This is a genomic window from Erwinia sp. ErVv1, assembly GCF_900068895.1.
Taxonomy (GTDB): Bacteria; Pseudomonadota; Gammaproteobacteria; order Enterobacterales; family Enterobacteriaceae; genus Erwinia.
In genome coordinates, this window is the sequence record NZ_CDPK01000001.1 from 16,605 (window position 1) to 28,840 (window position 12,236).

Consider the following 12,236-nt stretch of genomic DNA (forward strand, 5'->3'; position numbering starts at 1 on the left):
ACTGCTGTCAGCCATAACTGACAGCAGTGCGAACCGGTCCGGTGTGCCCCCCCGCCTAAACCTAAAGCTGTACCGGCTTTATCCCCCAAATCTCATCCGCATATTCCTGAATGGTGCGGTCAGAAGAGAAATAGCCCATATTGGCAATATTCAGCAGCGCCCTTCTCGTCCAGTCGTCGGGATTGCGATACAGCTCATCTACCTTATCCTGTGTGTCCACATAGCTGCGATAGTCCGCCAGCAGCTGATAGTAATCGCCCAGGCTTACCAGGGAATCAAAAATATTCCGGTAACGCCCTGCATCCTGTGCGCTGAATTGCCCGGTGGCAATCTGCGTCAGCGCCAGATGAAGTTCGGCATCCTGCTCATAGATTTCGCGCGCGTTATAGCCAGCCGCTCGCAGTGCCTCTACCTGCGGCGTGGTATTTCCGAAGATAAAGATATTCTCTTCACCAACGTGCTCCCGCATTTCAACGTTGGCACCATCCAGCGTACCGATGGTCAGCGCGCCGTTAAGGGCAAATTTCATATTACTGGTGCCGGAAGCCTCGGTACCCGCCAGTGAAATTTGCTCAGAGAGATCGGCGGCCGGAATAATGATCTGCGCCAGGCTGACGCTGTAGTTGGGAATAAAGACCACCTTCAGCTTATTGCGTACCTGGGGATCGTTGTTGATCACCTCTGCCACATCATTGATCAGATGGATAATATGCTTCGCCATGGTGTATGCCGAGGCGGCCTTACCGGAAAAGATGTTCACCCTCGGTACCCAGTCTGCATCCGGGTCGGCCTTAATGCGGTTATAGCGGGTAATGACGTGCAGCACATTAAGCAGCTGGCGCTTATATTCATGGATACGTTTGATCTGCACGTCGAACAGCGCGTGGGGATCAACAACAATATCCATTTTCTGCGCAATATATTCTGCCAGGCGTTTCTTATTTTTCAGCTTGGAATCGCTGATTTGCGTCAAAAAGCTGGGGTAGTCAATATACTGATTCAGCTCGTCCAGCTGGCTCAGGTCCACACGCCAGGTCCGGCCAATCGTTTCGTCCAGTACGCCGGAGAGCGACGGGTTAGCCAGCGCCAGCCAGCGACGCGGCGTCACGCCGTTCGTTTTATTGGAGAAGCGGCCGGGAAACAGCGCGGCAAAATCGGCAAACAGCGACTGGACCATCAGCGTAGAGTGCAGTTCAGAGACGCCATTAACCTTATGGCTGACCACGACTGCCAGCCAGGCCATCCGTATTTTACGTCCGTTATTTTCATCAATAATCGAAATGCGCGCCTGCAAATCCCAGTCGTCGGGATAGTGTTCCTGAATGGTTTTGAGAAAGTAATCGTTAATATCGAAAATAATTTGCAGGTGGCGCGGCAGGATTTTCCCAATCATATCCACGGGCCAGGTTTCCAGCGCCTCCTGCATCAGGGTGTGGTTGGTGTAGGAGAAGACCTGGCAGGTCACTTCAAACGCATCGTCCCAGCTATATTTATGCTCATCTATCAGCAGACGCATCAGTTCGGGGATGGCCAGCACCGGATGAGTATCGTTCAGGTGAATAGCAATCCTGTCTGCCAGATTGTCGAAGGTTTTATGCATCGTCCAGTGGCGGGCAAGAATATCCTGTACCGTCGCCGAGACCAGAAAATACTCCTGGCGCAGGCGCAGCTCCCGTCCGGAGTAGGTAGAATCGTCCGGGTAGAGTACGCGGGAAACGTTCTCTGAATGGTTTTTATCCTCTACCGCCGCAAAATAATCGCCCTGGTTAAATTTCCCCAGATTGATTTCATTACTGGCCTGCGCGCTCCAGAGCCGCAGCGTGTTAGTCGTATCGGTATCATAGCCGGGGATGATCTGATCGTACGCCATGGCCAGTACCTCTTCGGTCTCCAGCCAGCGGGAACGACTGCCCTCCTGCTGAATACGGCCGCCGAAGCGCACCTTGTAGCGGGTGTTGTAGCGCTGGAACTCCCAGGGATTGCCATATTCCAGCCAGTAATCCGGTGATTCCGCCTGGCGTCCGTCGATGATATTTTGCTTGAACATGCCGTAATCATAACGAATGCCGTAGCCGCGTCCCGGTAGCCCCAGCGTCGCCAGCGAGTCCAGGAAACAGGCTGCCAGCCGCCCAAGCCCCCCATTGCCCAGCCCCGGATCGCTCTCCTCTTCGATCAGTTCCTCCAGGTCGAACCCCATCTCATTCAGGGCGTCGCGGGCATCGTTGTAAATCCCCATGGAGAGCAGCGCGTTGGAGAGCGTCCGCCCGACCAAAAATTCCATCGACAGATAATAGACCTGGCGAACATCCTGCGAGCGCTGCGCGCGATTGGAACGCAGCCAGCGCTCAACCATACGGTCCCGCACCGCCAGCAGCGTAGCATTCAGCCATTCATGCTTGTTGGCGATGACCGGATCCTTACCCAGGGTAAACATCAGTTTATAGGCAATGGAATGTTTTAACGCCTCCACGCTGAGCGTGGGGGCGGTGTAGGTAAAAGGAGCCTTCATAGCAATTTTCCCATTCACTGATTACAACAGCCGCTGATAAAGATCGCGGTAGGCCAGCGCGGCCACCTGCCAGCTAAAATCCATCGCCATCGCCTGGCGCTGTACGTAGCGCCACAGCGAGGGACGGGACCACAAAACAAAGGCGCGGCGGATGGCGCGCAGCAGCGACCAGGCGTTGCTGTCCTCAAAGGCAAATCCGCTGGCAATGCCGTCGGCAAGGTTTTCCAGCGAGCTGTCATTGACGGTATCCGCCAGGCCACCGGTGCGCCGGACCAGTGGGAGCGTGCCGTATTTCAGCCCGTAGAGCTGCGTCAGGCCACAGGGCTCAAAGCGGCTCGGCACCATAATCACGTCGGCTCCGCCCATAATCCGGTGGGAAAACGCCTCGTGATAGCCAATCTGCACGCCCACCTGCCCCGGATACTCCGCCGCCGCGGCAAGGAAGCCCTGTTGCAGAACGGCATCGCCCGCCCCCAGCAGCACCAGCTGACCACCCTGCTCCAGCAGGCCGGGGAGCGCCTCGAGTACCAGATCCAGCCCTTTCTGTTTCGTCAGGCGGCTGACGACGGCAAAGACCGGCACCTTCTCATCTATTTTCAGCCCCATGGCAATTTGCAGCTGGCGCTTGTTTTCAACCTTCGCATCAAGGACATCGCGGTTGTAGCGCGCGGTCAGCAGCAGATCGTGTGCCGGGTCCCAGATGGCCGGATCGACACCGTTCAGGATGCCGGTTAGTCGCCCTTCCATCTGCCGCTGCCGCAGCAGGTCCTCCATGCCGTAGCCAAACTCAGGCAGGGTGATTTCCCGCGCATAGGTTGGGCTAACCGCCGTAATATGATCGGCAAAAAACAGACCCGCCTTCAGATAGGAGATCTGACCGAAAAACTCCAGGCCGAACATATCGAAATAGGCGGCGGGCAGCTCTATCTCCTCCAGATGGTGCGCGGCAAACAGCCCCTGATAGGCGAGGTTATGCACGGTGAAGACCGATTTAGCAGGCCGTCCGCGCGCGGCGAGATAGGCACAGGCCAGGCCCGCGTGCCAGTCATGCGCGTGTACCACTTCCGGTCGCCACAGGTTATCCACGCCGCAGGCCAGTTCACATCCCATCCAGCCCAGCAGCGCGAAGCGCAGATAGTTATCCGTATAGGCGTACTGCGATTCATCGTGATAGGGACTGCCTGGCCGGTCATACAGCCCCGGCGCATCAATGATGTAAATCCCTACGCCTGCAAATTCTCCATAGTGCAGCTCTACTCTGCCCGCGAACGTCTGCAGCGTGGCGACAACCTGGGTATCCTTCACCCCTTTTTTAATATCCGGGAAACCCGGGATCAACACTCTGGTATCAATCCCCTCTGCGATTTGCGCCGCAGGTAATGCTCCGACAACATCAGCTAGTCCACCCGTTTTTAGCAGTGGAAAAATCTCTGAACAGACATGTAACACCTGCATTATCAACCCCTTAACTGTATGCTGACGCATTGACCCGCATCAGATGTTTTTTCTTATTACGGCCCAGCGTTGTTAAAGGCTTCAGTTCCGCCAGCCTAACTTCGCCAACATAGTGCGGGTCACCAGAACAATGCCCTCTTCAGAACGATAAAAACGGCGCGCGTCGTCGTCCGGGTTCTCACCAATGACGGTCCCCTCCGGAAGTTCGCAGGCACGATCAATCACGCAGCGGCGCAGGCGACACGAGCGTCCAACCACCACGTCCGGCGAAAGAACGGAGGAATCAATATTGCAAAATGAGTTGATGCGCACGCGGGAAAACAGCACCGAATTGACCACCACCGAACCCGAGATAATGCAGCCTCCCGATACCAGCGAATTCATCGTCATGCCATGGCTGCCGGATCGATCCTGGACAAATTTCGCAGGCGGCAGAGGCTCCATATGGGTGCGGATCGGCCAGTCGCGATCGTACATATCCAGCTCCGGCATCACTGAGGCAAGATCGAGGTTAGCTTTCCAGTAGGCTTCGAGCGTACCCACGTCACGCCAGTAGGGCAGTGAGCTATGATCGCTCTGCACGCAGGAGTCGCTAAAGGAGTGGGCCAGCGCTTCGCCGGTTGCCACGACCCTGGGCAGGATGTCCTTGCCGAAGTCGTGATTCGACTCCGGCAGCGCCAGGTCCTCTTCAAGCAGCTGATAGAGATACTCGGCGTTGAAGGCGTAAATTCCCATGCTGGCCAGCGCCTGGGTTTTATCGCCCGGCATCGAAGGTGGATCGGCGGGTTTTTCGAGAAAGCCGACCACTTTGTTATCGTCGCTGACCGCCATCACCCCGAATGCGCTGGCCTCTTCAATGGGAACCGGCAGGCAGGCAATGGTACAGTTCGCGCCGTTCTCCACGTGATCCAGCAGCATCCGTGAGTAGTCCATTTTATAGATATGATCGCCGGCCAGGATCACGATGTACTGCGCCTGATAGCGGCGAATGATATCGAGATTCTGGGTGACGGCATCGGCGGTGCCGCGATACCAGTGCTCGGTCGAGAGCCGCTGCTGCGCGGGCAGCAGGTCGACAAACTCGTTCATCTCCTCATTTAAAAAGGACCACCCGCGCTGAATATGCTGCACCAGCGTGTGGGACTGATACTGGGTGATCACCGCGATCCGTCGGATCCCGGAGTTCAGGCAGTTCGACAGAGCAAAATCGATGATGCGGAATTTTCCGCCGAAGTGGACGGCGGGCTTGGCGCGGGTCGCGGTCAGGTCTTTCAATCGCGTGCCTCGTCCGCCCGCCAGGATCAGGGCAACAGTTTGAGATGGCAATTGTCTTGCCAGCATCAGGGGATCGTTCTTATCTAATTTGACCATGTCTGACTCCTGTTATGATTGTTTGTGGAATACGCACACGCCGTGCGCGGCTCCATGCCAGACAGTTGACAGAATCGGGTTATCATCCCCGGCGAAAGGAGGGATGGCGCGCCATTCCCCCAGGGGTAATATCAGTTCGCACACTTCTTCGGTGGCGTTCATGGTAATAAGCCAGCGCTGCGAGAGGAGGATTTGCAGTGGTTGCAGCCCCTCCTGCCACGCACTGGCATCCAGCGGCTTTCCATGCTGGCCGAGCCACTCAACGTTCCCATCGCCCTCCTGCCACCAGCTATCGCAGCCGAGCGCCGGAATACGTCGCCGCAGATGGATGAGCGCGGCGGTGAAGGCGAACAGTTCGCTATCGTTATCATCCCAGTTGAGCCAGGTCAGCGCGTTACCCTGGCAGTAGGCATTATTGTTGCCGTGCTGGCTGTGGCCGTGCTCATCACCGGCCAGCAGCATCGGCGTACCCTGCGACAGCAGCAGCGTGGTGAGCAGGGCCTGTACGCTGCGACGACGCTGTTCCCTGACCGCCTGCGGGGCATCGAGCCCTTCCACCCCGTGGTTATGGCTAAAGTTAGCGTTATGCCCGTCACGGTTATCTTCACCGTTGGCCTCGTTGTGCTTCTGGTTGAAACTGACCACGTCACGCAGGGTAAAGCCGTCATGGGAGGTAATCAGGTTGATGGTCGCCGAGGGTCGCCTGTCATCCTGCTGAAACAGGTCACTGGAGGCGGCAAACCGGCTGGCAAACTCCCCGTTGGTCATATCGCCATGCAGCCAGTAGCGGCGCATGACGTCGCGGAACTGGTCGTTCCATTCTGCAAACGGCGGCGGGAACTGCCCCAGCTGATACCCCTCCGGGCCGATATCCCAGGGTTCAGCGATAATTTTGCAGTTGCCGAGCAGCAGATCGGCTTTGATCAGCTGCAACATTTCCGCATCACGACGATATTCCGGCGTGCGGCCCAGCACCGGGGCCAGATCGAAGCGAAAACCGTCCACATGACAGACCTCCACCCAGTAGCGCAGGCAGTCGAGCGTCCACTGCATGACGCTGGGCTGGCTGGTGTTTAGCGTATTGCCGCAGCCGGTCCAGTTTTCGTACTCACCGCTTTCACCCAGCCAGTAGTAACTTTTGTTGTCCACGCCGCGGCCGGAGAGGGTCGGGCCAGTCTCTTCCAGTTCCGCGGTATGGTTAAACACCACGTCCAGAATCACCTCGATACCTGCCAGATGGAGCGCTTTGACCGCCTGCTGAAATTCACTACGAGGATCCGCCCCATTCGCGCCCGAGGCGTAGCGGGCATCAACGGCCCAGGGCGCCAGCGGGTTATAGCCCCAGTAATTAGTCAGCCCGGCGCGCTGCAAACGCGGCTCATCGGCAAAACAGGCGATGGGCAACAGCTCCAGGCTGGTGATGCCAAGGCGCTTCAGGTAGTCGGTCACCACCGGATGGCCCAGCGCGGCATAGGTGCCGCGTATCTCAGGCGGAATGCCCGGATGGCGCTGAGTCAGGCCGCGAACGTGCGCCTCATAAATAACCGTCTCTCCCCATGGAACGCGCGGCGCGCTGTCGCCCTCCCAGTTGAAGTCACCGGACAGCACCACGCTTTTCGGCGCAACCGGGCCGCTGTCGCGTTGATCCATTTCACTATCGCCACACTGAAAGCGCGGGTCGTCCGGCACGCCGCCTTCAATCGCCAGCGCACAGGGGTCCACCAGCAGCTTAAACGGATTAAAGCGGTGCCCCTGCTGTGGCTGCCACGGGCCGTGTACGCGATAACCATAGCGCTGGCCCGGGCCTATGCCCGCCAGGTAGCCGTGCCAGATATCACCGGTACGGCCCGGTAAATCTCTGCGCGTCTCCACGCCCTGCTCATCAAACAGACAGAGCTCCACGCGTTCGGCGTGCCGGGAAAACAGCGTAAAATTAACGCCATTGCCGTCCATAACGGCACCGGCTGGCGCGGATCTTCCCGGCAGGACCCGATTCACGCTGGCTCCCTGACCAGCCACACCGTGGACAGGGGCGGCAGCGTCATACTGAGCGAATGATCGCGATGGTGGCTGGGATGTGCCTCGGAGTGAATCACCCCCAGGTTACCCGTGTTGCTGCCGTGATAATGCCCCGAGTCGGTATTAAGGATTTCACGCCAGCTACCCGGCTGTGTCACGCCAAAGCGATAGTGATGTCGGGTGACCGGCGTAAAGTTACTGGCGACGATCAGCTCATTGCCCTCGCGGTCACGACGGACAAAAACAAAAATGGAATTCTCAAAGTCATCCACCACCAGCCATTCAAAACCGGCGGGATCAAAGTCGAGCTGATAGAGCGGCGGATTATCGCGATAGGTGTGGTTCAGATCCTTCACCAGCCGCTGCACGCCATGGTGGAAGTTGTCTCCGCCCTCCAGCAGATGCCAGTCCAGGCTGATATCGTGATTCCACTCCTTGCCCTGGGCGAATTCGTTGCCCATAAACAGCAGCTTTTTGCCCGGATAAGCGAACATCCAGCCGTAATAGGCCCGCAGGTTGGCGAATTTCTGCCACGCATCGCCGGGCATTCTGCCGAGGATCGACTTTTTACCGTGGACCACCTCATCATGCGAAAGCGGCAGCACAAAATTTTCGGTGCTGTTATAGAGCATGCCGAAGGTCAGGTTGTTGTGATGGTGCTTGCGGTATATCGGGTCCAGCTTCATATAATCCAGGGTGTCGTGCATCCAGCCCAGATTCCACTTGTACCAGAAGCCCAGGCCGCCCGACTCAGGTGGACGCGTTACGCCCGGGAAGTCAGTTGACTCTTCGGCCAGGGTGACCGAACCAGGAACCGTCTGGCCCAGCGTTCGGTTGGTGTAGCGCAGAAATTCGATGGCTTCGAGATTTTCTCGCCCACCCAGATGATTCGGCACCCACTCCCCTTCGGCGCGGCTGTAGTCGCGATGGATCATTGAGGCCACGGCGTCAACACGCAGCCCGTCTATGCCAAAGCGTTCGATCCAGTAGAGCGCGTTACCGGCCAGGTAATTGCTGACCTCACGGCGGCCAAAATTGTAGATCAGGGTATTCCAGTCCTGATGGTAGCCTTCACGCGGGTCGCCATGCTCATAGAGCTCGGTGCCGTCGAACCTGGCCAGACCGAAATCATCGGACGGGAAGTGGCCCGGCACCCAGTCCAGCAGGACATTCAGCCCCGCCTGGTGAGCGACGGCGATAAAATTACGAAACTCGTCGCGGGTGCCAAAGCGGCGCGTTGGCGCATACATGCCGGTAGGCTGATATCCCCAGCTACCGTCAAACGGATGCTCGTTAATCGGCATCAGCTCCAGATGGGTAAAGCCCATCTCCTTCACATAGGGGATAAGCTGCTCGGCCAGCTCCTTGTAGCTCAGCCAGAAATTATTGTCGGTATGACGCCGCCAGGATCCCAGATGTACTTCATAGATGGAGATCGGCGCATCAAAATCATTCGCCCGCTTACGCGCTTCCGTCATCGCCGTCTTGGGCGGGATCCCGCAGATCATTGACGCGCTTTCCGGCCGCATTTGTGCTTCAAAGGCGTAGGGATCCGACTTGAGGCGCAGCTGTCCGTGCGCATCAATCATTTCAAACTTATAGAGCTGTCCCGTCACCGCGCCGGGGATAAACAGCTCCCAGACGCCAATTTCCCGACGAAAACGCATGGGATGGCGTCGGCCGTCCCAGTAGTTGAAATCCCCCACCACTGCGACCCGCTGGGCATTCGGTGCCCATACTGAGAAACGGGTACCGGGCACGCCATCAATCACATCCGCATGGGCGCCCATGGTTTCATACGGACGCAGATGGGTACCCTCCGCCAGCAGCCAGCTATCCATCTCGGCCAGCAGGGGGCCGAACCGGTAGGGATCGTCAATCAGGTTTTGCTGTCCATGCCAGGTGACGGCCAGCTGATAGCGAAAGGGCGTTTTGCGACGGGGAATGACGCTGTTGAAGAACCCGCGTGAATCAAGGCATTCAAGCTGAGCGCACTTACGCCCGGTATTGGTTTCAATCACCCAGACTTCGGTAGCATCAGGCAGCAATGCCCTGACCTCCAGACCGTTTTCAGTCTGATGCATGCCAAGTAACGAAAAAGGATCAGCATAGTGACCCGAAATTAATGCATTAATAAGCTGACGATCCGTAGGCGCGGACATGACTTTCTTCCCATGATATAGGGCAGACGATCCCCAATTATTTCAGGAATGAACTGCTCTTCATTGAGCAAAAGCACGCTGACGGGAGAGGTGACCATCCAGTGGGAAAAACCGCCGCAGCGTGCGACAAATTCAGTTGGATACTCAAAAAAATTTTTTGGACCAGAACGGGCAAACTTTCCAGTCATGTTTAAAAGACGCTATTTTTTAAGCATAGCTAAGCCGCCACTAAAGCCCTCACCGAAACGACAAAAATATGACTTCCAGATCAAACTTTCAGAGATTGGCGATGGGAATTCAGGGAAGAAAGCGAGTGAAGGCGCGCCAGCGCTACAGATAAACTTAGCTAATGGCGTTTGAACACAACGTGCTGTGGGCGGGTGGGGGTAAAGCGCGGGAGCGGCCGGGCAGGTTTTTCGCCTGCCCGGCAGAGAAAAATAATGTTAATCGACCAGCAGGCGCAGCATACGGCGCAGCGGTTCGGCGGCACCCCACAGTAGCTGGTCACCCACGGTAAAGGCTGACAGATAGTCCGGCCCCATATTGAGCTTACGCAGGCGGCCAACCGGGGTTTTCAGCGTACCGGTAACGGCGGCAGGCGTCAGTTCACGCATCGTCAGTTCGCGGTCGTTAGGCACCACGTTAACCCACTCGTTGTGGTCGGCCAGCATCTGTTCGATCTCACGCAGCGGCACGTCTTTTTTCAGCTTTAGCGTAAAGGCCTGGCTGTGGCAGCGAAGCGCTCCGACGCGTACGCAGAGCCCGTCAACCGGGATAAGCGTGGACGGCTGCAAAATTTTGTTGGTTTCCGCCTGCCCTTTCCACTCTTCGCGGCTCTGACCATTTTCGAGCTGCTTATCTATCCACGGGATCAGACTGCCTGCCAGCGGCACGCCGAAGTTGTCCGTCGGCAATACGCCACTGCGGCTCATTTCAGTGACCTTACGCTCGATATCCAGAATGGCGGAGGCCGGATTCTGGAGCTCTTTCGCCACATGGTTATGTAGCATGCCCATCTGGCTTAGCAGCTCACGCATGTGACGAGCGCCGCCGCCGGATGCGGCCTGGTAGGTCGCTACCGAAGCCCACTCGACCAGATTGCTGGCGAACAGGCCGCCCAGTGACATCAGCATCAGGCTGACGGTGCAGTTGCCGCCCGCAAAGGTTTTAATGCCTTTGTCCAGCCCCTGACGAATAACCTGGTGATTAACCGGATCGAGAATAATCAGCGCATCGTCGTCCATGCGTAGCGTCGACGCCGCATCGATCCAGTACCCCTGCCAGCCTGCGGCACGCAGTTTTGGATAAATTTCAGTGGTATAATCCCCGCCCTGACAGGTAATGATGATATCGAGCGCCATCAGCGCATCAATATTAAAAGCATCCTGCAGCACACCCGCAGGCTGGCTACCCAATTCGGGAGCGGCCTGGCCGTACTGCGAGGTTGAGAAAAACACCGGGCGAATCACGTCAAAGTCGCGCTCTTCGCTCATGCGCTGCATCAGCACGGAGCCAACCATGCCGCGCCAGCCTATTAATCCAACTGATTTCATGTTGTACCTGCTTCAGGGGCTTTACTGGCATCTGCTCGCCGGCAGCGATTCGCGCCTGTGACGCAACGATAAGGTCGCGGAGGGCGCAACGCGCGGGCGGTAAGCAATCTGACTGCGACAGTCGCGCCTGACCTGTTAGAGTAAATGGATAAGGGATCGATCTGACGTTTACCTTACAAAATGCTGGAAAAGTGGCAAGTGAATTAAATCGATTGCAGGCAAATTTTTAGCAATGCTGCTTATATCCTGCGGCAAACTGCGCAAATACGAGAACAACAACGATGACTGAAATGATCTCGGCAACAATATTATTGCTGCTTATTATGGATCCGCTGGGCAATTTGCCGATTTTTATGTCGGTTTTAAAACATCTGGAGCCGAAACGTCGACGGGTGGTGCTGATCCGCGAAATGCTGATTGCGCTGGTGATCATGCTGCTGTTTTTATTCGCCGGCGAGAAAATTCTCGTCTTTCTGAATCTGCGTACCGAGACCGTGTCGATTTCCGGGGGAATTATCCTGTTCCTGATCGCTATCAAAATGATTTTCCCTTCGCCGGAGAGTAGCAGTACCGGACTGCCTGCGGGAGAAGAGCCTTTTCTGGTACCGCTGGCGATCCCCCTGGTTGCCGGCCCTTCCCTGCTGGCTACGCTGATGCTGCTTTCACATCAGTACCCCGACCGGATGAGCTATCTTGTGGGCGCGCTGCTGTTTGCCTGGGGGACCACGGTAGTGATTCTGCTGCTTTCGGGGCTATTTTTACGCCTGCTGGGCGAGAAGGGCGTTAACGCACTGGAGAGGTTGATGGGACTGATCCTGATTATGCTGGCGACCCAGATGTTTTTGGATGGGATCCGCGCCTATCTGAAGATTTAACGCGTTTTGCCGCGTTAGCGGTGAGGCTGGGGGCGGACCCGGTGCTGCAAAGTTCAGCGGCATCGCCTACGGGTGGGGCCCGGTGCTGCAAAGTTCGGAGGTGTCGCCTACGGGTGGTCCCGGTGCTGCGAAGTTCGGGGGTGTCGCCTACGGGTGGGGCCCGGTGCTGCAAAGTTCAGTGGCATCGCCTACGGGTGGGGCCAGGCGAGGGCAGCAGGGATGCTGCACTCAGGGAGCGGCGGGCAGGGATGCCCGCTCGCGACCGGGCCGTCCGGGCCGGAGCCGGAGCCAA

The 12,236-nt window shown here is 57.2% G+C and carries 8 protein-coding genes; 2 read left to right on the top strand and 6 right to left on the bottom strand.

The features are described 5' to 3' along the window. Positions 1 to 61: 61 nt before the first annotated feature. The 5 genes from glgP to glgB all read right to left on the bottom strand — a co-directional run bounded on the left by glgP (position 62) and on the right by glgB (position 9,516). Positions 62 to 2,509 carry a glycogen phosphorylase gene (gene glgP, locus A1830_RS00075; RefSeq protein WP_067699921.1) on the bottom strand — a complete coding sequence of 816 codons (2,448 nt, stop codon included), beginning with the start codon at positions 2,507 to 2,509 and terminating at the stop codon, positions 62 to 64. Positions 2,510 to 2,530: 21 nt separating this feature from the next. Then, complete coding sequence (gene glgA, locus A1830_RS00080) at positions 2,531 to 3,964, bottom strand: glycogen synthase GlgA (protein ID WP_067699923.1); 1,434 nt, start codon at positions 3,962 to 3,964, stop codon at positions 2,531 to 2,533. Positions 3,965 to 4,045: 81 nt separating this feature from the next. Then, on the bottom strand, positions 4,046 to 5,335 hold the full coding sequence (gene glgC, locus A1830_RS22875) for a glucose-1-phosphate adenylyltransferase (protein WP_067699925.1): 1,290 nt from the start codon (positions 5,333 to 5,335) through the stop codon (positions 4,046 to 4,048). Between the two features lie 12 nt (positions 5,336 to 5,347). Next, positions 5,348 to 7,333, bottom strand: a complete 1,986-nt coding sequence (gene glgX / locus A1830_RS22880; RefSeq protein ID WP_197473269.1) for a glycogen debranching protein GlgX — start codon at positions 7,331 to 7,333, stop codon at positions 5,348 to 5,350. Continuing rightward, the gene (glgB, locus tag A1830_RS00095) at positions 7,330 to 9,516 is read right to left on the bottom strand and encodes a 1,4-alpha-glucan branching enzyme (RefSeq protein ID WP_067699927.1); all 2,187 of its coding nucleotides are present in this window, start codon (positions 9,514 to 9,516) and stop codon (positions 7,330 to 7,332) included. Before glgB ends, glgX begins: the two co-directional genes overlap by 4 nt. Before the next feature lie 63 nt (positions 9,517 to 9,579). Here glgB and A1830_RS22425 point away from each other — a divergent pair, with 63 nt between their 5' ends. After that, positions 9,580 to 9,876 (top strand): hypothetical protein, encoded by a 297-nt coding sequence (locus tag A1830_RS22425; RefSeq protein ID WP_156484900.1) that lies wholly within the window; start codon positions 9,580 to 9,582, stop codon positions 9,874 to 9,876. Between the two features lie 83 nt (positions 9,877 to 9,959). On the opposite strand, the gene asd is transcribed toward A1830_RS22425, so the two are convergent. Beyond that, positions 9,960 to 11,069 carry an aspartate-semialdehyde dehydrogenase gene (asd, locus tag A1830_RS00100; RefSeq protein ID WP_067699930.1) on the bottom strand — a complete coding sequence of 370 codons (1,110 nt, stop codon included), beginning with the start codon at positions 11,067 to 11,069 and terminating at the stop codon, positions 9,960 to 9,962. A 281-nt stretch (positions 11,070 to 11,350) separates the two neighbouring features. Between asd and A1830_RS00105 the strand changes: the two genes are divergently transcribed. Beyond that, positions 11,351 to 11,944, top strand: coding sequence for a YhgN family NAAT transporter (locus tag A1830_RS00105; RefSeq protein ID WP_067699932.1), 594 nt, complete (start codon positions 11,351 to 11,353; stop codon positions 11,942 to 11,944). Positions 11,945 to 12,236: the final 292 nt, after the last annotated feature.

Bases quoted from the DNA above. Each gene is read 5' to 3' on its own strand.
- A1830_RS00105 (WP_067699932.1), top strand. From the start codon at position 11,351: ATGACTGAAATGATCTCGGCAACAATATTATTGCTGCTTATTATGGAT.
- glgC (WP_067699925.1), bottom strand. From the start codon at position 5,335: ATGGTCAAATTAGATAAGAACGATCCCCTGATGCTGGCAAGACAATTG.
- glgP (WP_067699921.1), bottom strand. From the start codon at position 2,509: ATGAAGGCTCCTTTTACCTACACCGCCCCCACGCTCAGCGTGGAGGCG.
- glgB (WP_067699927.1), bottom strand. From the start codon at position 9,516: ATGTCCGCGCCTACGGATCGTCAGCTTATTAATGCATTAATTTCGGGT.
- asd (WP_067699930.1), bottom strand. From the start codon at position 11,069: ATGAAATCAGTTGGATTAATAGGCTGGCGCGGCATGGTTGGCTCCGTG.
- glgA (WP_067699923.1), bottom strand. From the start codon at position 3,964: ATGCAGGTGTTACATGTCTGTTCAGAGATTTTTCCACTGCTAAAAACG.